The sequence below is a fragment of the Pedobacter frigoris genome (genome assembly GCF_005116445.1).
GTDB classification, from domain to species: domain Bacteria; phylum Bacteroidota; class Bacteroidia; order Sphingobacteriales; family Sphingobacteriaceae; genus Pedobacter; species Pedobacter frigoris.
The window spans coordinates 434,257-459,165 of record NZ_SWBQ01000003.1; the positions used below are offsets into that span (position 1 = coordinate 434,257).

28 protein-coding genes and 1 tRNA gene are annotated in these 24,909 nt (G+C 40.7%); 16 read left to right on the forward strand and 13 right to left on the reverse strand.

The features are described from left to right. The first annotated feature begins 8 nt into the window (after positions 1 to 8). Complete coding sequence (locus tag FA047_RS12660; RefSeq protein ID WP_136836430.1) at positions 9 to 731, forward strand: AAA family ATPase; 723 nt, start codon at positions 9 to 11, stop codon at positions 729 to 731. Continuing rightward, positions 728 to 1,789 (forward strand): glycoside hydrolase family 43 protein, encoded by a 1,062-nt coding sequence (locus FA047_RS12665; RefSeq protein WP_136836431.1) that lies wholly within the window; start codon positions 728 to 730, stop codon positions 1,787 to 1,789. The genes FA047_RS12660 and FA047_RS12665 overlap by 4 nt, the downstream gene beginning before the upstream one ends. A gap of 6 nt (positions 1,790 to 1,795) precedes the next feature. Here FA047_RS12665 and FA047_RS12670 read toward each other — a convergent pair whose 3' ends face one another. The 3 genes from FA047_RS12670 to FA047_RS12680 all read right to left on the reverse strand — a co-directional run bounded on the left by FA047_RS12670 (position 1,796) and on the right by FA047_RS12680 (position 3,506). After that, entirely contained in the window at positions 1,796 to 2,437 is a 642-nt protein-coding gene (locus FA047_RS12670; protein ID WP_136836432.1) for a DUF6266 family protein, read from the reverse strand. A gap of 47 nt (positions 2,438 to 2,484) precedes the next feature. After that, positions 2,485 to 2,997 carry a C40 family peptidase gene (locus tag FA047_RS12675; protein ID WP_225872719.1) on the reverse strand — a complete coding sequence of 171 codons (513 nt, stop codon included), beginning with the start codon at positions 2,995 to 2,997 and terminating at the stop codon, positions 2,485 to 2,487. Positions 2,998 to 3,116: 119 nt separating this feature from the next. Then, the gene (locus tag FA047_RS12680; RefSeq protein WP_136836433.1) at positions 3,117 to 3,506 is read right to left on the reverse strand and encodes a hypothetical protein; all 390 of its coding nucleotides are present in this window, start codon (positions 3,504 to 3,506) and stop codon (positions 3,117 to 3,119) included. A 93-nt stretch (positions 3,507 to 3,599) separates the two neighbouring features. Here FA047_RS12680 and FA047_RS20865 point away from each other — a divergent pair, with 93 nt between their 5' ends. Together FA047_RS20865 and FA047_RS20870 are read left to right on the forward strand one after the other, a co-directional pair. Then, entirely contained in the window at positions 3,600 to 3,959 is a 360-nt protein-coding gene (locus FA047_RS20865; RefSeq protein WP_225872720.1) for a KilA-N domain-containing protein, read from the forward strand. A 70-nt stretch (positions 3,960 to 4,029) separates the two neighbouring features. Further along, positions 4,030 to 4,401: a hypothetical protein gene (locus FA047_RS20870; RefSeq protein WP_225872721.1), complete on the forward strand. Its 372-nt coding sequence runs from the start codon at positions 4,030 to 4,032 to the stop codon at positions 4,399 to 4,401. A 242-nt stretch (positions 4,402 to 4,643) separates the two neighbouring features. Here FA047_RS20870 and FA047_RS12690 read toward each other — a convergent pair whose 3' ends face one another. The 5 genes from FA047_RS12690 to FA047_RS12710 all read right to left on the reverse strand — a co-directional run bounded on the left by FA047_RS12690 (position 4,644) and on the right by FA047_RS12710 (position 8,411). Continuing rightward, positions 4,644 to 5,036 carry a DUF6266 family protein gene (locus FA047_RS12690; protein WP_136836434.1) on the reverse strand — a complete coding sequence of 131 codons (393 nt, stop codon included), beginning with the start codon at positions 5,034 to 5,036 and terminating at the stop codon, positions 4,644 to 4,646. A gap of 104 nt (positions 5,037 to 5,140) precedes the next feature. Continuing rightward, positions 5,141 to 5,398, reverse strand: a complete 258-nt coding sequence (locus tag FA047_RS12695) for a hypothetical protein (protein ID WP_136836435.1) — start codon at positions 5,396 to 5,398, stop codon at positions 5,141 to 5,143. A gap of 22 nt (positions 5,399 to 5,420) precedes the next feature. Next, positions 5,421 to 6,863: a hypothetical protein gene (locus FA047_RS12700; protein WP_136836436.1), complete on the reverse strand. Its 1,443-nt coding sequence runs from the start codon at positions 6,861 to 6,863 to the stop codon at positions 5,421 to 5,423. Between the two features lie 104 nt (positions 6,864 to 6,967). Beyond that, positions 6,968 to 7,723, reverse strand: coding sequence for a LuxR C-terminal-related transcriptional regulator (locus tag FA047_RS12705; protein WP_136836437.1), 756 nt, complete (start codon positions 7,721 to 7,723; stop codon positions 6,968 to 6,970). An 88-nt stretch (positions 7,724 to 7,811) separates the two neighbouring features. Beyond that, entirely contained in the window at positions 7,812 to 8,411 is a 600-nt protein-coding gene (locus FA047_RS12710) for a Crp/Fnr family transcriptional regulator (RefSeq protein WP_136836438.1), read from the reverse strand. A gap of 245 nt (positions 8,412 to 8,656) precedes the next feature. On the opposite strand from FA047_RS12710, the gene FA047_RS12715 reads away from it, so the two are divergent. From FA047_RS12715 to FA047_RS12725, 3 genes are all read left to right on the forward strand, one after another. Then, complete coding sequence (locus tag FA047_RS12715; RefSeq protein WP_136836439.1) at positions 8,657 to 9,613, forward strand: ISL3 family transposase; 957 nt, start codon at positions 8,657 to 8,659, stop codon at positions 9,611 to 9,613. A 267-nt stretch (positions 9,614 to 9,880) separates the two neighbouring features. Further along, the gene (locus FA047_RS21150) at positions 9,881 to 10,255 is read left to right on the forward strand and encodes an ISL3 family transposase (RefSeq protein WP_449415936.1); all 375 of its coding nucleotides are present in this window, start codon (positions 9,881 to 9,883) and stop codon (positions 10,253 to 10,255) included. A gap of 341 nt (positions 10,256 to 10,596) precedes the next feature. Further along, complete coding sequence (locus FA047_RS12725) at positions 10,597 to 11,034, forward strand: DUF1801 domain-containing protein (protein WP_136836441.1); 438 nt, start codon at positions 10,597 to 10,599, stop codon at positions 11,032 to 11,034. Between the two features lie 54 nt (positions 11,035 to 11,088). Here FA047_RS12725 and FA047_RS20525 read toward each other — a convergent pair whose 3' ends face one another. Beyond that, positions 11,089 to 11,250, reverse strand: coding sequence for a hypothetical protein (locus FA047_RS20525; protein ID WP_169304399.1), 162 nt, complete (start codon positions 11,248 to 11,250; stop codon positions 11,089 to 11,091). A 126-nt stretch (positions 11,251 to 11,376) separates the two neighbouring features. Here FA047_RS20525 and FA047_RS12730 point away from each other — a divergent pair, with 126 nt between their 5' ends. The 8 genes from FA047_RS12730 (at position 11,377) to FA047_RS12765 (ending at position 21,740) form a co-directional block, all read left to right on the forward strand. Next, entirely contained in the window at positions 11,377 to 11,967 is a 591-nt protein-coding gene (locus FA047_RS12730) for an RNA polymerase sigma-70 factor (RefSeq protein WP_136836442.1), read from the forward strand. A gap of 70 nt (positions 11,968 to 12,037) precedes the next feature. After that, entirely contained in the window at positions 12,038 to 13,180 is a 1,143-nt protein-coding gene (locus FA047_RS12735) for a FecR family protein (protein WP_136836443.1), read from the forward strand. Between the two features lie 172 nt (positions 13,181 to 13,352). Then, positions 13,353 to 16,685 carry a SusC/RagA family TonB-linked outer membrane protein gene (locus FA047_RS12740; protein WP_225872722.1) on the forward strand — a complete coding sequence of 1,111 codons (3,333 nt, stop codon included), beginning with the start codon at positions 13,353 to 13,355 and terminating at the stop codon, positions 16,683 to 16,685. Between the two features lie 18 nt (positions 16,686 to 16,703). After that, entirely contained in the window at positions 16,704 to 17,201 is a 498-nt protein-coding gene (locus FA047_RS12745) for a RagB/SusD family nutrient uptake outer membrane protein (protein WP_136836444.1), read from the forward strand. Further along, the gene (locus FA047_RS12750; protein ID WP_136836445.1) at positions 17,161 to 18,162 is read left to right on the forward strand and encodes a RagB/SusD family nutrient uptake outer membrane protein; all 1,002 of its coding nucleotides are present in this window, start codon (positions 17,161 to 17,163) and stop codon (positions 18,160 to 18,162) included. The genes FA047_RS12745 and FA047_RS12750 overlap by 41 nt, the downstream gene beginning before the upstream one ends. A gap of 15 nt (positions 18,163 to 18,177) precedes the next feature. Continuing rightward, a complete protein-coding gene (locus FA047_RS12755) occupies positions 18,178 to 19,023 on the forward strand; it encodes a DUF4843 domain-containing protein (protein WP_136836446.1) in 846 nt (281 codons plus the stop codon). Positions 19,024 to 19,053: 30 nt separating this feature from the next. After that, a complete protein-coding gene (locus tag FA047_RS12760) occupies positions 19,054 to 20,601 on the forward strand; it encodes a PKD-like family lipoprotein (protein WP_136836447.1) in 1,548 nt (515 codons plus the stop codon). A gap of 20 nt (positions 20,602 to 20,621) precedes the next feature. Next, a complete protein-coding gene (locus FA047_RS12765; protein ID WP_136836448.1) occupies positions 20,622 to 21,740 on the forward strand; it encodes a TlpA disulfide reductase family protein in 1,119 nt (372 codons plus the stop codon). Between the two features lie 195 nt (positions 21,741 to 21,935). Here the strand turns inward: FA047_RS12765 and FA047_RS12770 are convergent, their stop codons facing one another. From FA047_RS12770 to FA047_RS12780, 3 genes are all read right to left on the reverse strand, one after another. Further along, on the reverse strand, positions 21,936 to 22,511 hold the full coding sequence (locus FA047_RS12770; RefSeq protein WP_136836449.1) for an NAD(P)H-dependent oxidoreductase: 576 nt from the start codon (positions 22,509 to 22,511) through the stop codon (positions 21,936 to 21,938). A 73-nt stretch (positions 22,512 to 22,584) separates the two neighbouring features. Next, entirely contained in the window at positions 22,585 to 23,421 is an 837-nt protein-coding gene (locus tag FA047_RS12775; RefSeq protein ID WP_136836450.1) for a helix-turn-helix domain-containing protein, read from the reverse strand. A gap of 173 nt (positions 23,422 to 23,594) precedes the next feature. Further along, a complete protein-coding gene (locus FA047_RS12780; RefSeq protein ID WP_136836451.1) occupies positions 23,595 to 23,795 on the reverse strand; it encodes a helix-turn-helix domain-containing protein in 201 nt (66 codons plus the stop codon). Between the two features lie 202 nt (positions 23,796 to 23,997). On the opposite strand from FA047_RS12780, the gene FA047_RS12785 reads away from it, so the two are divergent. Next, entirely contained in the window at positions 23,998 to 24,561 is a 564-nt protein-coding gene (locus tag FA047_RS12785; RefSeq protein ID WP_136836452.1) for a dihydrofolate reductase family protein, read from the forward strand. Positions 24,562 to 24,692: 131 nt separating this feature from the next. Here the strand turns inward: FA047_RS12785 and FA047_RS12790 are convergent. After that, positions 24,693 to 24,768 (reverse strand) — tRNA-His (locus FA047_RS12790). Between the last annotated feature and the right edge of the window lie 141 nt (positions 24,769 to 24,909).

A 24,909-nucleotide genomic window follows, 5' to 3' on the forward strand; every position in this document is an offset into this window, starting at 1 on the left:
ATGTATCAATGAATATATACGATCTGATCATCAACGATAAAGAAGTTGTGACCCTGGCTGATGTTTTTCTGACTAATGACAATCAGAATGGCATCGAACAGCTTATCAAGGAACATAAATATGTGAATGAGCTCCATAAATATGGACTGCCCGTAAACAATAAAATCCTATTGTATGGTAATTCCGGTTGCGGTAAAACTACTACTGCAAAGGCGATTGCAAATGCGCTCGACAAGAAGATCATCATCCTGAACCTGAGCAATGTAGTATGCTCCAGGATAGGAGAAACTTCACAGAACGTGAAGATGGTTTTTGATAAGGCAGGTAAAGAAAAAGCTATACTTTTCCTGGATGAATTTGACCAGATCGGTAAAGAAAGGGACAATGAGGACGGTGACGTCGGAGAAATGAGGAGACTGGTCAATACAATTATCCAGCTCATCGATTATTACCCTAAAGAGGCTTTGCTGATCTGCGCGACCAACCATCCGGAGATTATTGACGTTGCATTAACAAGGAGATTCCAGCTACGGATTGGTTTTGAAATGCCCGGTTCAATTGTATTGGATTCGTACTACGACAAATTACTGGCTCATTTTCCGGAGCACATGCAAAACATAGAACGGAAATACGATATTTCCTTTGCAGAGGCCAAAGACTATGCCTATACAGTGGTTAAGTCACTGTTGATTGATGAATTAGACAAACAAGTTAACCCAGCTATCCTATGATGAACAAAATCTTTTGGATCATTTTCCTAACCACCACATTTTCTGCGAAATTAAATGCACAGCAGACAGAAAAAAACAAAGTATCGGCAACATTTATAAATCCACTTCGTAAGGGAGCCGATCCATATATCACAAAAAACGACGGCAAATACTACACGATCTTCAATGAAAAAGGCGGATTTGCAGTTACAGAATCCAGATACCTGACCAAATTTGAAAAGAAGGAAGTTGTATGGACTCCACCTCAGGACAAATGGAACAGCTACAATCTTTGGGCGCCAGAGATTCATTATATAGACGGCAAATGGTACATCTACTATGCGGGCTCTGTTCATAAAGGCACACCTTTTTATGCGCAAAGAGCTGGAGTACTGGAAAGTGACAGTCCATTTGGACCATATACCGATAAAGGAAAATTGTACACCGGTGACGACCCTCAGCAAAAGAAGGACAATTGCTGGGCCATTGACATGACCGTACTGGAACTTAAAGGTAAAAAATATGCGATCTGGTCTGGCTGGGAGACACTCCATGATCATCACGATGTAGATCAGATTTTATATATCGCAGAGATGAAAAATCCCTGGACACTCGGAAAACGTGTTTTATTGTCCAGGCCAGAACGCGATTGGGAAAAGGGCGACCACATTGTGTTACAGGAAGGCCCGCAGATCTTGAAACGCAACGATGATGTATTCATCATTTACTCTACACGCGGCTCATGGAGCGAGCATTATAAATTAGGTCTGCTTCGCCTGGAAAATGGAAAAGATCCATTAAACCCAATTTCATGGGTCAAATCAGCTAAGCCTGTATTTCAGGGTACTCCTACTGTCCATGGCCTTGGCCATGCGAGCATGACTACTTCGCCTGACGACCGCGAATACTGGATCTATTACCATTCTAAGGCTGCACTGGAAGGGGGCTGGGACAACAGAGAGGTCTACCTGCAACAATTTACTTTCGGCAAAGATGGCAACCCGATATTCGGCATACCTAATGGTCGTGGCGAAATGAAGCGGCCTTCAGGAGAGGTAAAGCTTGAGCGGGCTCTTTAAGAAAGGTCAGGCCACTGGTATCGCCTGACCTACATATACACTCGTACTTACCCCATCTCCCGCAGCATTTACATACTGCATCCAGATGTGCACATCATCCCCAATGTGCTTCTTTGGCAACTTGAGGTTTACTTCCGGAGCCTCACGAACAGTTACATCTTTAAACATTACAAACGTGTTTTTAACCGTATTGTACACAATGAAAGTAGCCTTATCATTGGGTTTAGAAAAAGCTGTTTCAGGCCCATTCTCCCATTTGATGTGCAATATCCCATCTATGAGGCAGATCAACTCCCTGATCAAAGAAATCAGTAGCTCACCCCTGCTAAACACTGCCTTCGGAAAATCAATCGCATAATCAGACCCTTCACCAGTAAGCGCTTCTTTTAGATGATACGACACGCAGCCGTTCATAGGCGTCTTGCTTCCTGTAAAAAACTGGAAACCGATCCAAATGATTTCCCTTAATGGCTTTAGCCAGCCATTTACCAATGCAAATTTCAATCGTTGAAGAATTTGTTTTTCCGTAGGATTATCAGTGTAATCCGCCAGACTACGAAAATAATCAATACCCCGCCAGCTTGCGGCTACCACATTCCCGACTTTGCCCCTTACAGGCCCGTTTATTCCATTTTTATACCTTGCCATTTTTCTTCTATTTTATTTTTTTGTCATCCAGAGGGAACCGAAGGATCTCAATTCAACCAATCTGCATACTTACTAATCGTCCTCTTGTGTCTTAACCTTCGAAAGACTCCGTTTCCTTCCCTACCCCCATCCGATCCCGTATTACCCTCAATCGTCTGAATGTATTTTCCTCTCTCCATCTCCACAAAACCAACATGTGCTATCCTTTTCAAATCCGGAAAATAAATCCCAAACACTAAGCCTCTTTTGTCATCCCGCCATTTTTTGTCATTGCGAGGAGCATTTCGCGACGTGGCAATCGCTACCACCCTATCCTTTGGAAACAATGCCGGCGACCAAGCCGTCTTCGGCTCCTTATACCCCGCCTTCCAAAAACAAAAGAAGACAAAACTCGCGCACAACGCATTACCTTTCGGAAGCCCCGTATACCTCAAATACTGCTCTACCCTAGCACCATCATTCTTCCCTGTCGCCTCCTTTACACCAATCGCCGCCCTGGCAATCTTTAATAGGTTGTCGTCATATCGAGGATACGAGAACCGAGCCCTTCGCGAACTCACCGCAGGTAAATCTTTTAAACTATGCCTAACCAAGAACCGAGCTTGCGAGCTCAACGAGCCAAAAACACCATAGAAACTACGAGTTAGATCTCTCCCTGCGGTTCGAGATGACGGGGCTGCTACATCCCTACCAACAGTGAAACCACTGCCCATACCAACAGCACAAACGATGCAAAATAAAAACCTAACTGCCTGCATATATTCATCTCTTTAAATTGTAAAACCATATTTTCAAACTCCGGCAATCCCATTGCCACCCATGCTCTTTGAAGCAACCACCAGCACAAAGCCACTATCACCATAAAACTGGTCAGGTTCATCAACAACAACGGCATTGTGCTTTTCACGATAAAAGCAACCGTCCCCGCCTCATCATCAAACCACCCATGCATGCCCATCAAAACCATCAAAAGCACCCCAACCATTGCATGCTCCTTCTTTACATGAGCCATAAAACCCCAGGCGTACTCACGCCTTATATCATTCCTATTTAAACTGATCACATTCATAATTTTCCTTTTTTTAATTATTTCTTTTTCATTTCAACCACTCAATACCCCTTTTTGAAGAAGTTCGCCTATAAACATTATTGTAGAATTATTATGAAAACAACGAACCAACTTATTACCATACAAAACACACAAATTGCTATTATTCAAAATGACGGAACAGATTATATTTCCCTCACAGACATGCTTAAAGCAAAGGATGGCAGCTTCTTCATTGAGCACTGGCTTAGAAATAGAAATACTGTTGAGTTTCTTTCTATTTGGGAAAGAATTTACAACCCAAATTTTAATTACGTCGAATTCGACGTAATTAAAAGTCAAGCTGGACTGAACAGTTTTAAAATCAGTGTAAAAGAATGGTCAGAGAAGACTAACGCAATTGGCCTCATCGCAAAAACCGGAAGATATGGTGGTACTTATGCACATTCCGACATAGATCAGTGCAGAATTTAAGCTATACTTCATAAGAGAATTCCAACGGCTAAAAGCAGAAGAAAACCAGTCCAAGAAACTCGATTGGAATTTGCAACGTACACTTTCAAAAATCAATTACAAAATCCATACAGATGCAATCGGGGATATGCTCATTCCCTCGACGCTGAGCGTACAACAAAGAAGTTTTATATATGCTGATGAAGCAGACTTATTGAATGTAGCATTATTTGGAAAGACAGCCAAACAATGGCGCGATGAAAATCCATCTGCTAAAGGTAATATTAGAGATTTAGCAACAATGGAACAACTCATTGTCCTCTCAAATATGGAAAGTGTAAATGCAGTTCTAATTACTAATGAGTTACCACAATCTCAGCGCCTACAGCAACTAAACGAGATTGCAATTCTGCAAATGCGCTCACTGCTAAATAACCCAACTGTAAAAAAGCTGGATAAATAACTCTACAATAATGTCAAAGAACATTCTTCTTCCGAGACGACACGAACCAAGGCTGACCTTAAACTAGCTTGTGAAAGCTATGCACTTAATGTTGCCTGTGGTTCAGACTCGGTCGGGCAGCTTAGTTCGCTAGCAGAAAAAGACAGGTACCTCCGAGCGGGCATAGCACTTATTTGAGCTATGACAGTAGCGAAATTCATTGCAGCCCGCGAGGAGTGTACATGTCTTTTTCTGCTAGCGAACTAAGCCACTACGGTAACCATGCCGACATAAGCACTATCGCTCGCCAGTTTATTGTCAGCACTAAAAAACGCAAGCCATTCCGGATAATCAATCGAAAACAACGGCGCTACCCCCGTTACCGCATTCTTCAAGTGATAAGAAGTTGCCATATTCATGGCCGTAGCACCTTTCTTCACTTTACTCGAATACCCGATGTTGATGATCGGTTTCAGGTCAGCAAGAAACTGCGTGACCAACGCCATTTTACTGCGCACATTCAGCTGTGCTGTGGTCGGATTGTCCACATAATCACCAAGACTACGCAGATAATGCACTCCATTCCAGATTGAACCAACTACTGTTCCGACCTTACCCATGAAGGGGGCCAGTATACCTTTATTGTACTTTCCCATATTTTAAAAATTTTATGGGTTCATTGACATTCGCAACCTTTTATCCTGTGGTTAGCGACGATAAAACAGTCCGCTTTTCGCGGTTTTCCGACCTGTCGGGAATTTTACCTCCAGAAATTATACCGTGGCAACCGGCCGATAAATCCGTTTACCGCATTACGAAACTCTGCTACGCTCCTCTGCCAGTCAAATGATGTTTCCAGTGGCTCATTAAACCCAAACTTCTGAAACCATAGCTCCAAAGCAACCAGACCTTTCCCAAACCTGCAGGCCAGTACCCATTCCAGTCCCGAATCATTCCCAAGTTTGTACCGGCAGTCCTGTCCGGCTCCACTACAAATTGCCTGCTCCAGCTGTTTCATATTCCTAACAAAACCCAGCGCATTAAAATTTGATGTTCAGACCTAACATCGGCGCTTTGCTTAAAGGGCTGTACAATGGAAAAACATTGGCTTGCAAATTCATCCCCTTTATATTTTTTAGCCCTTCAATTGCTTCCTTATATTTCTTTTTAGAAGACAATGGAGGTATGGTCATCTTCGCTATAATTGCAGACAAGAGAGAAACACCACCTGCACCTGCCAATATATAAGTTGCCATCCCCGCATCATCACCATACTTAGTCACCAATTGATTTTTGAAAAGCAAGGGTACCGCCGCAGCTGCTCCCCCCAGCATCATATAAGCATAAGTCCGGTTCGTTTTTATATCAAACTTATACAGATCTATGTCACTTTTATATCTGGCCTCTTCTGCTTTGTAAATTGTGCTGAGGATGTTAAGGGTTGCTTTCGTACGGTACTGCTGATGCATTTTATTAACCAATTCCATCGCAGTTTCTTTTTTCCCTGTTTTTAAATAACCATAATAGGTATTCTGGAGAGCAGCAGAGTCTCCTTTTAATGCCTTAGCCAAATTGTCTTTTATCAGCTCCTGGCCCAGCTCAAATTCCTTAACTGCTACCCGTTGGGCATATTCTCTTTCTTTTTGTTCTCTTGCCAGCCTTTCAGGTGAGGGTGCAAACAAATTATAAACCCCGGTCGCTAAATCCTGATATGCCTTTTCTTCAGCGTATCTTTTTGCAGCTGCTGCTGCAAACATGTTGTTGTGAACTGTGACATCGCTGGAAGAAGAAGCACTGCTTTCGGCAGAGCCTTTTTCAGACGATGCTCCAGATGAGCTTGACTCACTACCAGAGGACGAAGAATCCGACATTTTCAACCCCAACTCTGTAACTTCGGAATTGGCCTTCCCTTTAGACGCTGTTGTTATTGCTTTTTTCCCACCACCTGTTATTTCTTTTTCTATAGCATTACGATATTCGGCATCAATCATATAACTCCCCGCCTTTATAGAAACATTTTTTATTGACAATGCTCCGCTATTAAACAATTTGAAACCCTTATCCCTTACAGCCTGCTTATATCCTTCTGCATTATCCAGCCCCTGTAATTGTGCCCATCCGATATTACTCCTTGTTGTCATCTTTTTTACAAAAGAACTATTAACATATAAGTCAAAAGATACAGTGCCAACACTTATATTCTGTTTCAATTTCGATAAGACATGAGCGGGGATTTCTGACGCCGGAATTTCCCGTTGTCTAATTTTCACGCTATTAACATTAATACTATAAACTGTTTCATAAAATGCAACCCCACCTACAGATGTACTGCCTTTTATACCTATATTGAAATCTACATCAATACCGTCCCAACTATTTTCGGGTGTAGTTCTATAAGGAAGTTTTCCGGAAAAATCAACCTGGGCTTTTACCATAAAAGCCATACCAATAGATAGTAAGGTCGTAAGTAATATTTTTTTCATTTTCGATGTTTACGAAAACAAAATTAGAGGGAAACTACGAGGCAAAAAATACTCCTTTAGGAGTATTTTTTAAAGAAATACGGCTAAAAACCCAAAAGGGTAAACTAAATTATCCCCTGCAGAATGCAGGTTTTAACCAGCTGGGCGGTGTTTTTACATTCAGCCTTAGTTAAAATATTTTTACGGTGCTTTTTCACTGTTGACTCCGCGATAAAAAGTTTATCTGCTATTTCCTGACTGCTCAGGCCTTCCGCAATACTTTTAATGATCTCGATTTCCCTTTTCGATAGAGACACATGAGCGCTGGCATTTTCGCCAATACTTAAATTCATGAATGAAGGTTCACCTTGTAAACCGATCAATGAAACTTTATAGTTGGGCGTATGACCCAGATGGTCAATCCGCGTATTGATAATCAGCGATTTTCCGTAACCTCCATTTTCATCCAGGCTCAGCATTAATGCCTGATGGTTAAATAAAACATAACTCCCGTTTTTTAACCGGACCCTATAATTGTAACTGATCTTATAACGCATTAACTTGTCTCTACCCACCTTGTTTACAAAGAATGTGGTTAGAAAATCCTCTGCCTTTATCACAAAACCAATATCATCTGGGTGGAGTGTACCTAATATGTCATTAATGGTAAGGTCACCTGGATTGAGGCCATGCATTTCGTAAACAGAATCACTGATATGCGAAATACTCATATCATAAAAATCCATGATGAAAAAAGAAAACGGACCGGTGCTTACAATCGAATTGGTCAGCTCATTAAAAGAGATCTGGTGATTGTCTGTTACTTCTGCTGATCTGTTGGCAGACCATACATTGTGGAGTGATTGTATTTCAGCGTTCATTCTGGGTTGGTTGTACAGATAGTTCTGCATCCCAAATATAATTAAAAAAAAGACCCGGCATTTCTACCAAGTCTTTAAAATCATTCCATTACCGTTTTCTAATCCTCCTTAGCGTTCTCGCACTGATCTGCAGGTATTCAGCTATCTCATCATCCATCCTCGCTTTCAGGGGTGGCCACATGCAGGGATACAAATTGTAAAATTCCCTTACCCTGTCATCTGCAGACATATTCAGCAATTTCAGGTGTTGCCCTTCCTTTACCTCATCATATTGCATCATTACAAGTTGTGCAAATTCCTTCATCCCCTTCCAAGTGTCGTAAATCACTGTCATTTCCTTAATGCCGATCTTTGAAACCAAAGTATCATGACCGGCAACGATCGTATACGGTGAGTTCGTCAGCTCCAGGAAACTCAGAAAAGCAACAATCCTGTTTTCCCTGTAGAAACGTTTCACATGCTTCCCTCCGTTTTCATCATGCAGATGCACATAAATGTATCCCCTGATAATGAAGTAAGCGAATTTAGGTTTCTCACCCTGTTTTACCAGCACCTCTCCTGAAGCCGGACTATACTCATCCATGTTTTTCCAGAGATAAGGCTCTAGCAATACAGGAAGAGGTTGTTCAGGTTTTATGCTCCTCAGCAAGCGCATTAATCTTTCAAAAGCATTTTTAATAGTTAACATATATGTTTTAAATCGTTAGATGTATAGTTTTAATACGATCCTCCATATATGATTGTCCCCTTTCGTCGTCCTGAACTTGGTTCAGGATCTCTCCATTTTAATTTGTCATTTCATAATTTCTCCATGTTTAAAGTTCAGTTCAGGATTTCTTTTTTATACTCTAAATGGGTATTTCAGGGAAAATGGTTCTTCCCCACTTTTGGTGGTAATTATGAGAATTGAAGGTGAATGTTCGTTAGAAGTTTATGAATCTTACGAATCTAATTTTTTCTTCTGCTGATGTATTTAAGGTTATTTCGGTAGATAATAATGCTGATCAGATAAATATATACGTGCAAAGCCGACAGAAGATATGTTTATGTCCGAATTGCTGTGAACCCTCCACCAAATTACATAGTTACTATACGAGGAAATTTAATGACTTACCTACCTTTGGAAAGGCCTGCAGGATCTTTCTGAAATCCCGTAAATATTATTGTCTCACCGATGAGTGTCCACTTAAAATTTTTACAGAACGCTATAAAGATCATTTCGAGCCGTGCAAGCGGACAACAAAGCGTCTGGAAGAAAAGCTATTTGATACTGTTTTGGAATTGGGCGGCAAACCAGCAGAAAGAATATGTAATCACTTTTCAATACCAGTCAGCGATACTACTCTGCTGAGACTTATAAACAAGGCCCCAATACCTGATTCTGGTGATTTTACGGCCATAGGCGTTGATGATTGGGCTTACAAAAAGCGGGAAAGGTATGGCAGCATTCTGGTAGATCTAACTACAAGAAGAATAGTAGATTTATTACCTGACAGAGAAGAAGCGAGTTTAGTTAACTGGTTACAGAAGCAGCCAAAGCTTGAAATAATCACCAGGGATCGTTATGGTAAGTACAGGCGTGCTGCAACTAAGGGAGTTCCACAGGCTATACAAGTGGCCGATCGCTGGCATTTGTTAAAAAACCTCGGCGAGGCGCTCACTAAAATGATGACTCGGGAATATGCCAGGTTAAGTAGTTCTTTAGCGCCGAGAATTGAGGAAAGCCCTTTGGAAATGCCTGACGAATTACCTGTAAGAGAAAAAGAATCGGCTACTACCGGAATTATAAAGCAACGGTTTGATGAGATGAAGAAATTACAGGCAGAAGGCTTATCAATAAAACGAATTGCAGTCCAACTGGGTATGCACAGGGAAACGGTTAGAAAATAGATGTTGACAGAAAATCTGGTCCGTAAATCATACAAGGACCGGGGCATGATCGAAAACTATTTCAACTACATTAAAAAGCGAATGAAAGAAGACAGCTGTCTCTATCTGAAAACGTTATGGAATGAGTTACGCCATATGGGATATCGGGGAGGATATAGTACGCTTTCTGAAGCACTCGCTTACTATGGCATCCATATCGGAAAGAAAAGCAAGAATCCAAAGAAGCCACAACAGTCAGGCTCGTTCTTTAAGCCCTCAAATGCTGCAATGCTATTCCTAACATCGGAAAACAGGCTTACTACCACACAGAAAAAACTAATACACAATCTATGTAAATCATCATCCGCCCTAGAGCTCGCTCTAGTGCTGACACGGGAATTCCGCCATCTTATGGAGAACAAGTTGGGTAATCAACTTCGTGACTGGATAGAAAATGTGCTGCATTCAGGGATTAGCGAGATTACCACTTTTGCAAATCGTCTATTAAGGGAATACCAGTCCATCGAAAATGCAATCAGTTTGCCTTGGAGCAATGGCCCGGTAGAAGGCAATGTAAATAAATTAAAGACGATCAAGCGGCAAATGTATGGTAGGGCAAGTTTCGAATTACTTAGAAAAAGATTGGTGCTCAAACCAACTTAACCACCAAAAGTGGGGAAGAACCACTTTCCCTGAAATATACACTCTTCCTATTAAAAACAATAAATACTCAGGAACGTACATAATATCTAAGGAAAACCATAAGTATCCGGATCTTATCCTTATTTATACTCTTAGGAGCATTACTCATCTGATCATTATTTATCCAAAGGATATAAATACTTCAACTGAAAATCTGCTTGCACACTGATCGCAGAGTGGTTTGATCCTGCTTCACAAATAAGTACTTATTTGCGAAGGAAAGTACCGTCAGTCTTTAATCAGTGTGCTTCCAGGGTAATAGATAAATTTAAATCGTAAATTGATTGACGAAAACCAAAACGATGGCAAAGACCAAGACCGAATACACTGGAGCAGATGTGCTGGATTTTATAAGCTCATACGTTGATAACGAGCAAAAGAAAGCGGACAGTTTTCAACTGGTAACGCTATTATGCGAATGGTCGGGATTTAAACCCAAAATGTGGGGACCAACCATTATCGGCTTCGGTAATTACCATTACAAATATGCCAGCGGACATGAAGGTGATGCTCCGATGCTTGGGTTTTCGCCGAGAAAAGCGGCATTTTCACTCTACGTTTATTCCCAGACAGAAAGTAGTGAGCAGTTATTAGCCAGCCTGGGTAAGTTCAAAATGGGCAAAGCCTGCATGTATGTGAAAAAACTATCGGATATTAATACATCGGTATTGAAGGAAATCTGCATGGAATCAATTAAGTATCTTAACGAGCATCACGAATGTGCATGCAGGAAAGAGTGATTTTGACTCGCTACCCGCACGCACAATTCAAAACCCGGAAAAAACCTGGAAGGATTAATTCTTCTTCTGCTGACCAGGAGCAAAAGGCTTAGCAGATTTTGAGCCAGTCCCCTTTTTTGCTTGTCCCGGTGGAACTTTACCACTGTTTCCAGCTGTTCTGGCAGTGTAACAAGAACTTAAGACCGTGATTAATGCAGCTAGTATAAAGTATTTCATGTGAGTTATTTGAATATATATGCACAGTGCTAATAACGTGCCAAAACTATAGCTAGACCACCCCCTAAAAAAGAAAACACTGTATAAAACACTGAAAATTATATATTTGCAACAGGGGGTATAAAGATGGCGCAATACAAATTATATGGAGATCAGGAATTAGTCCAGCTAATGCGGAGCGACGATGAGCATGTATTGGTAGAGATTTACAATCGTTATTGGGATAAAATGCTGGTAGTGGCTATTAATCGCTTAGGCAATCAAGAAGAAGCTGAGGAATGCGTACAGGATGTCTTATACAAGCTATGGAGTCTTCGTCACGAATTTTCTCTTTTAAAAGTAGAGCTTTCAAATTACCTGTCCCGCGCCATCCGCAACCAATCCTTTAATATTCTTGACCAGAGGCATCGTGCCAGGGTAAGATCTGAAAACTACACTCCGGTAGAGGACATTAACCTGCTATCACCCGAACGGCAATTAATTATAAGAGAATTACAGGAACAAATAGACAATTCGATTAATGCACTTCCGCCGCAATGCCAGCTGGTTTTTAAACTTAGTCGCCATGAGGGTCTTTCAAATAAAGAAATCGCCGAAAAATTAAACCTGTCTGAAAACACCATTAAATCACACCTTAAAAAGGCGAATAAAGACATTCAAGGCAATATGGGGCTCCTCATTACTATGGTATTTATCCATTCTTTTTTTCAACGTTAAAAAAAATAATTCATCACACTCACCCTACTCGCAAATTTTTCTGTCTATATAGATAGAAAAACAATTTAGAATGTCCTTAAACACGGAATATATTGAAAATTTAGTTTTCAAATTTAATAACGGAAGTATAACTCCGAAAGAATTACAGGTGTTGACGGATTGGTACAACAGCCATGATGACCAGAAGGCTGTAGTCACCTCTCCGCCTGAAAAAGTAAAATCACGTATGCTTACAAGTCTATTGGCTAGAGTGGCAAATAAGCGCTCGAAGTCTGTTAAACTTTACCCTAAATTGAGGTGGCTGGCTGCTGCTGCAAGTATAATAGTTATAGCATTCGGCGCCGTGATGGTGATCAAATATAAATCTTCGTTGCCGCATTCGGCACAGGTAAAAACAAGCATTGAACCAGGAGGAAATAAAGCAACACTTACCTTACCTGATGGTAAATCCATATCCTTAAGCAATGCACAAACAGGTATAGTGGCGGGCGCAGAAATCAGGTATATAGATGGTAGTATCATTGAAAACACCAATGTAAATCAGACCAACAATACACAGCAGTTAACATTGCATACCCCCAGAGGGGGCACCTATATAATTAGGTTACAAGATGGCACCCAGGTATGGCTCAATGCCGAATCTACCTTGAAATACCCTTCGGGTTTCAGTGCTGAAGAGCGTGTAGTGGAACTTGACGGCGAAGCCTATTTTGCTGTGAAACCTGCTTATAATATCAATGGCGGGAAGATACCTTTCAAAGTAACCACCGGACAACAGATTGTAGAGGTTCTGGGAACAGAATTTAATATCAGTACTTATCCTGATCAGGCGTCCAGCAAAACTACGCTCATAGCGGGTAAAGTGGCCCTTAGCAATAATGATAGTCGTATAATTCTATCACCAAATGAACAGGCAGTGACTACCAACGGAAAAACGATTGTAAAAAAGGTGGAGGTTACTAATTACACCGCCTGGCGCGATGGCAAATTTAGCTTTGATGGAAAAACTTTTAAAGAGACGATGGCCGAAATTGGTCGCTGGTATGATTTGGATATCATTTACGAAAATGGGGTACCATCGGAAGAACTGGTGGGTGATGCCTTCCGCAATCAAAATATCGGCTTCGTACTGCGCTTATTAGACGTGGCAGAAATCAATTATAAATTGGACGTAAACCGTAGGAAATTAACCATTAAAGGCAAGAAAAAATAAAGTAACCCATTAAACCCAAGCACTATATGAGATAAACCAGCGAAACTAAACCATACTGCTCCAAAAAAATAAGCAGGGAAAGGACTGCCATCCTTCCCCTGAAGTGATTTGATAGTTGCGGTCGACAAAAATGAAGAAGTAGACATACATCAACAAAACCAACGTAAACTTAATGAATAAACTTTACTTATCAAGAGTGATGAAAACCATCATGTTTTTACTTTTAGCTGGATTTACGACTGTAAGCGCATCCAGCTATTCACAACAGATTACACTGAAAGGAAAAAACATCCCCTTTTCAACTGTAATTGAAGCCATTAGAAAACAAAGTGGCTACACCGTCTTTGGCACAAAGAAAATACTCGAATCGACGAAACCAGTCACCATCGATGTTAAAAACATGCCCTTGCAACAATTTATGAACGTGGTAATAGAAAACCAACCCATAGATTACGTAATAGAAGACAAGACCATATCGCTTTCCAGTGTAGTGCAGCCTGGCAACCCTATAGCCCCTACCACACAACAGCAGTTGCTGATCGGTGTAGTGCGGCATGCTGAAACCAAGGAATTGTTGGCAGGAGTAAATGTGAAGCTGAAAGGCAGCACCTTAAGTACTTCGACAAATGAAAAGGGTGCGTATAGCATTTCAATTCCGACCTCTGCTGCAAAGCAGGTGCTTGTATTTTCTTATGTAGGGATGAAACCACAGGAAATTGCCTTTCAGAAACAAGCTACCCTGAATGTAGAAATGGAACCGGATGACTCTTCTATGAATGAGGTGGTGATTACCGGTATTTATCAACGTGACCGTGAGGCGCATACCGGATCGTCCATCACGTATTCAGCAAAAGATCTCCAAATAGTAGGAAATCAGAATATCCTGCAGAGTTTAAAAACATTGGATCCTTCTTTTGCAATAGTGGAAAACAACTTGTTTGGATCAGACCCCAATCGTCTGCCAGACATTGAAATCCGAGGAAAAAGTAGTGTGATTGGTCTTACGGATGAATTTAGCTCGAATCCCAATCAGCCTTTATTTATCCTGGACGGATTCGAAAGCACCCTGGCCATCATCGCCGATTTGAGTATGGATCGGGTTGCATCCATTACATTGCTGAAAGATGCTTCAGCCAGTGCCATTTATGGATCGAAGGCCGCTAATGGCGTAGTGGTTGTTGAAACTAAAAGGCCAACAGCGGGCTCACTGCGGATAAATTATAACCTCAGTTCCAGTGTTAACTTTGCAGATTTAAGTGATTACAACCTAATGAATGCTGAAGAAAAGCTGCAGTTTGAGCTTTTATCACAGTTTTATGGCTTGCTAAATGCAGATGGTGACATCATTGTCGGTGCCAACACCAACAATGAAGCAAACTATTTTAACCGCTTGAAAGAAGTACGCAGGGGCGTAAATACCTATTGGGCGCATGAACCCTTGAAAACCGCTATCACGCAGCGACATACTTTATTTGCAGAGGGTGGTGATGCTAACCTGCGATATAGCGTATCCTTAAACTATGGTCTCACGCCAGGTGTGATGGTGGGTTCTGACAGAACCGCGACAAATGGCAATGTACGTTTACTTTACAGAAAAGGCAATATATCTGTAAATAACACTTTAAGCATTGATAACGTCTCTGCAAACCGGGAAACACAACCATTTTCTGCATTTTCCAGAGCCAATCCATATTACAGAAAATATGATGATCAAGGTAATGTAAGGATGATTCTGGAAGACTTCAGTGCATTTGGAAACCCTTCTCTTTTGCCAATCTATAGTCCCTTGTATAATCAAAGTAACCTGAATATCAATGCTTCGGAATCACAAGGCTTTACCAACAATTTTGAAGCCGAATGGCGAATCATAGAAGCTCTTCGTGCACGTGCACGTTTTGGGATCCGAAGTTTAAGAGAACAGGCGGTATTGTTCAGCTCGCCTTTTAACACAGAATTCTTACAAACCGATGTATTGGAACGTGGAAGATATGATGAAAATAACGGCAAAAATGTGAACTATGACGGCGATTTGAGTCTTACGTTTGGGAAAGTATTTGCAGCTAAGCATTCTGTTAATGCCGTCGCTGGGATGCGTATGGAGCAAAATGTGCGCAATCAAAGTAGCTTTGGGGTAAGCGGTTTTATTGATGATGAATTTTCTAACCCGAACTTTGCTTTGGGGTATAAAGAAGGACAGCGAGCGGGATACCAGGAGTCAAAACGTCGTGGTGCGAGTTTCTTTATGAATACAGGCTATGCGTTTGATCAGCGATACCTGATCGATGCAACCTTACGTTCTGATGGATCTTCAATTTACGGATCCAGCAGACAGTTCTCCACGATATGGTCAGTAGGACTTGGCTGGAATGCGCATAAGGAATCGTTCCTTAGTTCTTACGGCTGGATTAACCAACTGCGCCTAAGAGGATCTATCGGTAATCCGGGAAATCAGAACTTTGATGATTACATATCTATGAGGATATACCGATACAACAACGAAAACCGTAATCCATTTGGTGCCAGTACCATCATCAGCAATATGGGAAACAGCAATTTGCGCTGGCAAACCACCCTCGATCGAAATATCGGTTTAGATTTCATGACATTTGGAAACAGATTTCGTCTGACCGCAGATTATTTTGTTAAAAGTACTGATCCGCTGCTTGTATTGCTTACGCTCCCTTCTTCAACGGGTGTGGCTCGTGTGGCCCAAAATATCGGCGAACAGCAGGCAAATGGTTTTACCTTAAACACCGATTATACAATTCTTCGTCGTGATGAAATGAATTGGCGTGTAAACCTCAATTTAAGACATATAAAATCTGAATACCGTAAGATGGGTAATCAGCTGGACAATTTTAATCTGGCCAACAGGAACCGTAATATGGTACGCTATTATGATGGTGGGAGTCCTTCTGACCTATGGTCGGTAAGATCACTGGGAATAGACCCGGCAACGGGACGCGAGATCTTCTTAAACAAAAACAATGAGCAGACTTTTGTATACAACTACCAGGATGAAGTAGTAGTTGGCAATAGTGATCCGGATGTTGACGGTATTATTGGTACAAGTTTCATGTACAAAGGCTTTCTTGCATCAGTCAATTTACGTTATCGCATAGGCGGACAAGCTTTCTTGAAAACGCTATACGATAAAGTGGAAAATATCACTACGCAAAACGTAGCATTGAACCAAGACAAGCGCGCATTGTATGATCGCTGGCAGAAACCTGGTGATAACGCGCGCTTCAAATCAATTTCAAGGACCGAATCGACACCAATGTCGTCACGATTCGTGGAAGACAACAATATGCTTGTAGGGGAATCTTTTTCCCTTGGTTATGAAACCAGCAAAGCATCCTTCCTCAAGTCAATCCGGGCCTCGTCAATTACTTTCAGAGCTTACATGAATGATATATTCTATGTGTCTACGATCAAAAATGAGCGCGGACTGGATTATCCGTTTGCACGCTCTGTTTCTTTCTCAGCCGCAGTTCGATTTTAACCATTAATACTTTAATAGATGAAAATACGATATAAAATATTCTTCTGCCTCTTATTGAGTCTGTTCACACTATCCTGCAATAAATGGGTGGATGTGAAACCTACTGACCGGCTAGGTGAAGACCAACTTTTTGTTGATCCGGCTGGCTATACCAAAGCGATTAACGGTGTATACGTTGAAATGGCTAACACAGCGCTTTATGGACAGGAAATGACAACCGGCGCTGTAGATGTACTTGCTCAATATTATGTATTGACTTCCTCTACGCACCGGTATTTTGATCACACCACCTTCGTTTATACAAGTGGGAAGGTGAAGCCTACATTTGACAATGCATGGAAAAAAGCTTATGAACTAATTGCTAATTGCAATGTGATTATTGAAAAATGTGGAGATGCGCCGAGCCAAAAATTACCTGAGCCCTATTATGGAATCATAAAAGGGGAAGCAATAGCGCTTCGTGCTTTTTTACACCATGCTCCGTCTTTTTGGTCCTATCTACAACGAGGCGAATAAAACAATAGCTTCAATCCCCTATGTAACTAAGAGCGGGTTTGAAGTATCACCGATACTGAGCGCTGAACAAGTCGCGAAACAGATTACGGACGACTTAAAGCTGGCCCTGTCACTGTTGGGAAATACTGATCCGATCAGAACCTCTGGCGTGAGAAACGGCAACAATCCTTCAGGTCCAAACGATTTGTACTATCGTCAGTATCGTTTAAACTATTATGCTACAAAAGCATTACTGGCAAGAGCTTACTTGTGGCAAGGTGATAAACCAAATGCCTTGATACAGGCAGAAGAACTGCTCAATGAAGTCCAGGTACAAAAGAATGTGTTTCCTTATGTAACTGCTGGTGCAGCTACTAGTGCTACACTACCTGACCGGGTATTTTCAACAGAAGTGATGTTTTCTATTTATGACATAAACCGAGTTGAAATGTTCAGAAGGCAGTTTGATGTGAACTTAGATAACAACAATAAACTCTCGTTTAGCAACAATGACGTCAACGAATCCAGGGTAAATGCACTTTATGATGATGCAAATGACTACCGTCGCAGGATCTGGCAAAATACTTCGTCAGGAACGATAACTGCTTTGACCAACCTAAAGTACATGGATGTTACAAATGCACCTGGCCGATATATGGTTCCTTTAATCAGGCTTTCAGAGGTATTGCACATTGCAGCTGAATGTCATCCTGATTTAGCAACAGGTATCTCCTATCTAAATAAAGTTAGAACCAGTAGAAACAGTTTGAGCTTAAATCCTACTTCAGCGGCAACATTACAAACCGCGATCATGAACGAGTTCAGAAAAGAAACAATTGGTGAAGGCCAGCAATTCTTTTTCTACAAACGGACGGCTCAGCAAACTATTCCGAATCATGCCTCGGTTACCGGAACAAAAGCGATGGTCTTGACTAATTATGTGGTGCCACTACCGGAAAGTGAAATATCTCAAAGGAACTAACTTAACAATATAAGCATGAAAAGATTATTAATATACTTGGTATTTGCTCAGGCATTGATTTTTTTATCCGGTTGTGAAAAAGAAATCATGAGTTATAAAGGACGTGAAGGGGTGTACTTTGCCGTGCGGAATGGTCTGCAATCTCTACCTAACCTATGGCCGTATCAACCATACAGCAATGTAGATTTCGCCCGTCTGGCAAAAGATGAAGTCGAATTTCCTGTAAAAGTAATGATTACGGGTCCTGTTAAAGATTACGACCGCAATTTTAAAGTGGAAGTAAATCCAGACTCCACCACCGCTATTGCACGTCAGCACTACACGGCTATAAAAGAACTTTGGACAATACCGGCCGGAGCAACATCAACAAACATCATCGTTCGTTTAAAACGCACACCCGACTTGCAAAATGTGATTAAAAACCTGGGCCTTCGCTTGGTCGCCAACGAGCACTTTTCGTTATCATTCCCAGAATGGGATGCAATTCCGGAATTCACTTCAGGAACAGTCGTTCCTGAATTTGATGCGAGCCTTCATACATTAAGATTGAATGATGTAATGGTTCAGCCCGTGGTATGGTCTGGTTCCATACAACCCGTCAACAGAGAGTCTGGTCTTATGGGTGTATTTTCAAGGAAGAAAATGGAATTTTTGACGTCGAACCTTGGTGTCAAATATGAAGACTTTGCAAGCACCGACATCATGCCGATGGCACGTCAGTTATTGATCGCAAGTGACGCTGCTGCTATATTAATCAGGCTTAAGGATGCTGGAACACCAGTTTTGGAGGCTGACGGCCGATTAATATTTATTGGAGCCGTGCCATGGACATCCTATATAGGCGTACCCTATGTTCATTAATTCCTATTTATCAACTAAAAAAAGATTCAAATGAAAATTTTTCAATATACCGTTTTACTTGTATCCGCCCTACTCCTCAGCTCATGCGCCAAAGACTTGGGGACCTACGAGTATAATGACATCAATGATGTGAAAATTGTTGGTATTAACGGCTCTTATTCGGCACGTCGCGGTGTGGATACGCTGCGAATCACACCGACACTAACTGCCACAATGGATTCTGGAGATACAACAAGATACCGATATCTTTGGATTGTAAGAGAGGGAACCAATCTCGACACCATCGGTCGTTTCAGAAATCTGAATTATCCAGTGACGCTTCCTCCTCTGGCTTATAAGTTGTTCTATCGTATACGTGATAAACAGACCGGTGTAGAGTGGCAGGCAAATGCTGACTTGATGATAGGCACACCTTTTTCCCGTGGATGGTTGATTATGGGTGAAGACGAGCAGGGCTACGCAGAAGCTGAAATGCTTTCTATGCAAAACGATACTTTACATCTAAAACATATCTTATCAGAAAGCGGATTACCAAGGCTGCGGGAACCTATGAGTTTACAGCATACCGGAGGTGGCCTTGAGTCCTATATGAAGCTCTGGGCAATGACAAAGAGTGGATCGTACTTTTTGGATCGTGTAACAATGAAAAGTACACCAGGCAACAACATGAGCCGAGTGTTGTACATCTCTGAAACTATCGACCCTCAAACCTTACACCCTATTGTAATTGCACCGCAGATACGCACGGCGGCAGGACTGATCAGCAGCACCAATTATCGTGTAATGCTGACTAAATCCGGAGATATCTTCGCTTCGTTTTTAGCTATAAACGGCGGAGATTTTTACAACAACCCGATAAACCGTGTCGCCACAGCTCAGGATGTACGCATCCCGGCAGCACCATATCTGCTCTATGCCACAGGGAGCATGACCACTGCTATGTGGTACGACACAGTGAATCAACGCTTCCTAAATTATTCAGGCTTTGGACTTGCAACTTCGTCAACTGTTTTAGCGGATGTCGCCGGTGCTGCCTTTCCATGGAATCAGGGAGCTACTGGTAGAAGTTTAGTATACGCAGAAAATACCCGAAATACCGATGGAGGATCTACCAATGGCAATTCGTTTGCAATCATGAAAGATCCAGTAAATGTGCATCACATCTACAAATTTTATGCAAATGGTTCCGCTCCGGCAAAACGAGCAGCTTATGTGGTATCAGCTATCGCAACAGATTTTGACAAAGCAACATTCTATGCTTTCTCCTCTAACCGTACTGTGGTGTTCTATGCCGCTGGAAATAAGCTATATGCTTATGACTACAATCCGGGAAATGAAAGAATTTACCAATACCCGGAAATCGGCAATGATCAAATAACCATGTTAAAGTTTGATACACAGGTAGATCACCTGCAAAACAGTCTGTACATCGCCACATACAATAGCGCTACCAAGGGGACAATGAAGCGCTACAGAGTAGGTACAAATCCAAACGTAGTAGAATTGCTGCCTCAGGATAACAGCACATGGTCTGGCCTGGTAAAAGTAAAAGACATCAATTGGAGAGCCGTTAATTAACTAATTTGAACTCAGGAAATATGAACTTAAAATCAATAAAAATAATACTGACACTTTCCTTTGTGTCTTTAGCAGGATTTTCCCAATCCCAAACATTTACAGTTGAGGGTAATGTAAACCGAAAACTTGACGGCAGATTTATCAAGCTATTTTATGAAAATGAAAACACGAAGAAAGCAGATAGCGCCCTAATAAAAAAGGGAACATTCAAACTGACCGGAAACGTAAGCACCCCTACTGTGGCAATCATAAGCCTCGGTGGTCGTGAAGATGGCGACAGAATTGACCTGTTCCTGTCTGAGGGAACAATCCGTATGTCAGCGAAAGATTCAATTCACCATTCTAACATCAGCGGAACAAAACTAGCTGTCGAACATGAACAATTGGCTAAACTGCTTCGACCAGAAGATGATAAATTTTTTAATGCAATAGCCGCCTGGAAAAAGATGCCAGAAGGCGAAGAGAAGAAAGCTTACTTAACAAAAGTAATGTCAGGATTGGATGCCTATTCTAATTTAAAGCGAAAAACTATCCATCAATATGTAAAAGACAATCCTGATTCCTACGTTTCGCTTTATTACCTGAATAAAAATGCACCGGGCGCCTTAGCCAATTATGAAACCACATACCCCTATTATTCAGGGTTGACTGAGTCAATCAAAACAACGCCGCTTGGTTTACAACTGGGGAAAAGACTAATGGCTACAAAAGGTAAGTTGACCGGCGAGGCCTATATCGACTTTGTTTCTACTACGCCTGATGGTAAACAACTCAGTTTGAAAGAGATCATCTCTAAAAACAAATATACACTGGTAGATTTTTGGGCAAGCTGGTGCGGACCATGCAGAAAAGAAAATCCTTATGTTGTAAAAACTTTCAACGCATTCAAAGATAAAGGGTTTACTGTGCTGAGTGTTTCGCTTGATGATGATGAAAAGAAATGGAAGGATGCGATCGAAAAAGATGGTATGCCATGGCATCATGTTTCTAGCTTAAAGGGATGGAAAGAACCTGCTGCAGCATTATATAACGTACGTGCAATTCCACAGAACGTTTTGGTAGATAGCAGTGGCAAAATTGTTGCGACTAATCTTCGTGCCGAAACACTTTATAATAAGGTACAGGAGCTCAGTAAATAAGAATTATTTCAAAAAGAGGGTGTCTGAAAAGGTCAATTTAATGCTGTCGGGATGCTGAATTTATTTCAGTGTGACGAACGTATCTTTTCGGACACCCTCTTACCATCTTAGATTCATTCGTGAGAACAGATAAATTCATCCCAGAAACATGGTCAACTCTTCAACTTAAATTAAAATTTCCATAATATTTCTTTTTTAGTTTTTATATGATGATATGATTTGTGCTTTCCAATGTTCAATGCTTTCAGGATTTGGTCTGTCTGCCCCATCAAAGAAAAAATGTTTTTTAATTTCCAAGCCTGAATAGCTATAAATCCCCTTATCGGAAGTGAGGATAAGCGCAGTATCCATTCCAATGGCCCCATATTCAGCATTGGATTTTCCATGTGTGTTAATGATGATGACTTGTTTGCCTACAAGTAAACCTTTATGTACGCCATTATCATAGCGGTATGCAAAGCCATAGCTAAAAACACGGTCTATGTAGCCTTTCATCATTGCAGGTAAGCCCGTCCACCAAATGGGATGTATAAAGGTGATGCAATCTGCCCAAGAGATAAACTCCTGTTCTTGCTTTACATCATCTGATACTATTCCAGCCCGCTGACCAGCCATATCATCCAATGAAAGTACCGGATTAAAATCTAGCTGATATAAGTCTCTAACTACTACTTCGCTGCCCATCAATTCAAGATGTTTTGTAAGCGTATCCTTAAATTGGCTGTTTAAACTGTTGGGATTGGGATGGGCATAAATGATTAATTGTTTCATCGTTTTATTTTTTATTGATTTGATGAAACAAAAGTAAAATACCGCTACAGGCTATAATTGTAAGAAAACGAAATCAACTCATCGGATTACAAATATCTTGTTGAAATTTGAGGTATTTGGAGGGACTGAGGTTGATGTAATGTTTAAAATCGTGGATCAGTTGGCTTTGGTCGTAATAACCGCATTCGCTAATGATTTCAAACCAATCTATCTTGGAAGCACTTGTGATAAGAATTTCAATAAGCTCGATCGCCTTTAAAAACCGCTGGTAACGGCAAAGCTCTTTCGCCGAATAACCGAAATGTTTTTTATGGTTAAGTTGGATATTCCTTTCCGTTTGATTGTTTAGGTCAGCAACAGCTTTAATGGGATTTAAAGATTTCTGGATAAAATTAGCCAATTGTTCGGCAACTTTATCTCGGTAGATAAGGTAACGATCACTAAATTTAAGGATATAATTTACTCTGTCTTCTGTGTTGTCTAGTTTATTTAGTTCATGCCACAAAACCGTAAAACAGTCTTCGTTAAGCAGTTCGTCAGGATTGATGGGCACATGTTCGGCAATAGTAGCGTGTCCAAAGAAACGGTAGAACGCATCATCCTTAAAATTGACTGTCAATATCTCAGCACCAGGAGGCAGAGTGTATTCAAACGCATGCTTAATGGGACCAATTATAAGACATTTTTCTACTTCTATTTGCGTATTTTGCCCCGAATTGAATGACGGGACAACTCCAAAACTAAAAATCAGGACGGTTTGGTAAGATGGCAACAAGGTTTTCGTGATGGTCTCGCACGTATTATTTTCTGCAAAATAAAAATGAGTAAATACTTGCTGATAGGCAGAAGAAACAGGGACCCTAAAGGCATGGTAACCATTATTATTTGTTGTAATTTTTAGTTTTTTCATCTACCCTTGTCAAATTATTCTTGTAAGATCATTTAAGCGAAGCGCTGCATTTTAGTGCTGTTAAACTCGCTTAATTAAATGCATACGAAAAATAACCATATTCGTTTATTGCTTTTCCTAATGGATAGTTACTTGTAATTTCAAATTAGGAACAATATCGGAAAATTTATGCATCAAAATGCCGATGGACTTTTCCCATTGTACTTCTTGAAAATTCTGTTAAAGTGGCTTGCATCAGTAAAGTCCAGTCTTTCGGCTATTTCATTAATGTTAAACCACTTTTGTTTAAGAAGCTTTTCTGCGGTTTTTAGCTGCCAATGTGATCTACTTTTTGCATTCAGTTTTTCAACAAATAGTTGCTCTGTAAACTTCACAAAATTGGTTTCGTTATTATAATCTGCTTTAGCTCCTTATAAATGGATCCCCTTGGCTTTTTCTTCCAGTAATTTAAATTTATGATTCTATATTTTGTCCCGTATCAGAGATTAGTCGATAAGCGAAGAGTATACATACGACTTGTACTTAACAGACACGTGTGTTTAATAAAGTTATATCTTTAATTAAAAATAGTCAACTATGAGAAAAATAATCCAAATTGTACACACCTCAATAGACGGCTTTGTTGCGGGACCAAACGGAAATCTGGACTGGTTCGAAAATGCAGGTGAACATCTTGAATTCGTCAATGAGCTGATAAAAAGCTCTGATTCCGCTTTGTTTGGAAGAACTACGTATGAAATGTTCAATGATTATTGGCCCATTGCAAAGGACGATGTAAACTCTTCACAAGCTGAAGTCCAGTTCGCCAAATGGTATGACAGTGCAACAAAGATTATGCTTTCTAAATCACAGGAAAGTTTAAACATAGAAAATACAATAGTAATCAGCAGTGATGTACCAGAGACGATCCAAAAGATGAAGAGCGGACCTGGAAAAGACATCATCATTTTCGGAAGTCCAGCAGTTGGTCAGTTGCTTACAGATTTACATCTAATTGATGAATATTGGATCTTTATAAATCCCGTCTTCTTCAGGTCGGGAGTTCCGCTGTTTTCAACTCCAGGCAAAAAGAAAAAGCTTCATCTTATAGAAACAAATACAATATCCAATGGCGAAGTAGCATTACATTATCGTATTTGAGATATTGTAAACCAATCACTTATATATTTCTGTGAAAGTACATTTAGTACAATGAACTTACGCTTATTCGTAAAAAGCAAGAAGCCTATTCCGGTGTTATCCGCAATAGGCTTCTAAGTTGAATTTTAGTAGGGTGGAATATGGGGCTCGAACCCACGACCCTCGGTACCACAAACCGATGCTCTAACCAACTGAGCTAAAACCACCATGTGTTTTTCAACGCTACAAAAGTACGATTAAAAATATTTTATTCAAATAATTTTAAACTTTGATTAACAATTTCTTTTAATCACCTAAATTTCAGCCTATTTAATTTTAGCCATTCAACAAATACGCTTACAAAAGTTG

Coding starts and splice junctions, on each gene's coding strand:
- FA047_RS12700 (WP_136836436.1), bottom strand. CDS start 6,863: ATGAAAAAAATATTACTTACGACCTTACTATCTATTGGTATGGCTTTT.
- FA047_RS12725 (WP_136836441.1), top strand. CDS start 10,597: ATGGCAAAGACCAAGACCGAATACACTGGAGCAGATGTGCTGGATTTT.
- FA047_RS20525 (WP_169304399.1), bottom strand. CDS start 11,250: ATGAAATACTTTATACTAGCTGCATTAATCACGGTCTTAAGTTCTTGT.
- FA047_RS12670 (WP_136836432.1), bottom strand. CDS start 2,437: ATGGCAAGGTATAAAAATGGAATAAACGGGCCTGTAAGGGGCAAAGTC.
- FA047_RS12680 (WP_136836433.1), bottom strand. CDS start 3,506: ATGAATGTGATCAGTTTAAATAGGAATGATATAAGGCGTGAGTACGCC.
- FA047_RS12690 (WP_136836434.1), bottom strand. CDS start 5,036: ATGGGAAAGTACAATAAAGGTATACTGGCCCCCTTCATGGGTAAGGTC.
- FA047_RS12775 (WP_136836450.1), bottom strand. CDS start 23,421: ATGAAAAAACTAAAAATTACAACAAATAATAATGGTTACCATGCCTTT.
- FA047_RS12710 (WP_136836438.1), bottom strand. CDS start 8,411: ATGTTAACTATTAAAAATGCTTTTGAAAGATTAATGCGCTTGCTGAGG.
- FA047_RS12750 (WP_136836445.1), top strand. CDS start 17,161: ATGCTCCGTCTTTTTGGTCCTATCTACAACGAGGCGAATAAAACAATA.
- FA047_RS12765 (WP_136836448.1), top strand. CDS start 20,622: ATGAACTTAAAATCAATAAAAATAATACTGACACTTTCCTTTGTGTCT.
- FA047_RS12665 (WP_136836431.1), top strand. CDS start 728: ATGATGAACAAAATCTTTTGGATCATTTTCCTAACCACCACATTTTCT.
- FA047_RS12755 (WP_136836446.1), top strand. CDS start 18,178: ATGAAAAGATTATTAATATACTTGGTATTTGCTCAGGCATTGATTTTT.
- FA047_RS20865 (WP_225872720.1), top strand. CDS start 3,600: ATGAAAACAACGAACCAACTTATTACCATACAAAACACACAAATTGCT.
- FA047_RS21150 (WP_449415936.1), top strand. CDS start 9,881: ATGCTATTCCTAACATCGGAAAACAGGCTTACTACCACACAGAAAAAA.
- FA047_RS12730 (WP_136836442.1), top strand. CDS start 11,377: ATGGCGCAATACAAATTATATGGAGATCAGGAATTAGTCCAGCTAATG.
- FA047_RS12785 (WP_136836452.1), top strand. CDS start 23,998: ATGAGAAAAATAATCCAAATTGTACACACCTCAATAGACGGCTTTGTT.
- FA047_RS12770 (WP_136836449.1), bottom strand. CDS start 22,511: ATGAAACAATTAATCATTTATGCCCATCCCAATCCCAACAGTTTAAAC.
- FA047_RS12695 (WP_136836435.1), bottom strand. CDS start 5,398: ATGAAACAGCTGGAGCAGGCAATTTGTAGTGGAGCCGGACAGGACTGC.
- FA047_RS12735 (WP_136836443.1), top strand. CDS start 12,038: ATGTCCTTAAACACGGAATATATTGAAAATTTAGTTTTCAAATTTAAT.
- FA047_RS12740 (WP_225872722.1), top strand. CDS start 13,353: ATGAATAAACTTTACTTATCAAGAGTGATGAAAACCATCATGTTTTTA.
- FA047_RS12760 (WP_136836447.1), top strand. CDS start 19,054: ATGAAAATTTTTCAATATACCGTTTTACTTGTATCCGCCCTACTCCTC.
- FA047_RS12705 (WP_136836437.1), bottom strand. CDS start 7,723: ATGAACGCTGAAATACAATCACTCCACAATGTATGGTCTGCCAACAGA.
- FA047_RS12745 (WP_136836444.1), top strand. CDS start 16,704: ATGAAAATACGATATAAAATATTCTTCTGCCTCTTATTGAGTCTGTTC.
- FA047_RS12715 (WP_136836439.1), top strand. CDS start 8,657: ATGAATCTTACGAATCTAATTTTTTCTTCTGCTGATGTATTTAAGGTT.
- FA047_RS12660 (WP_136836430.1), top strand. CDS start 9: ATGAATATATACGATCTGATCATCAACGATAAAGAAGTTGTGACCCTG.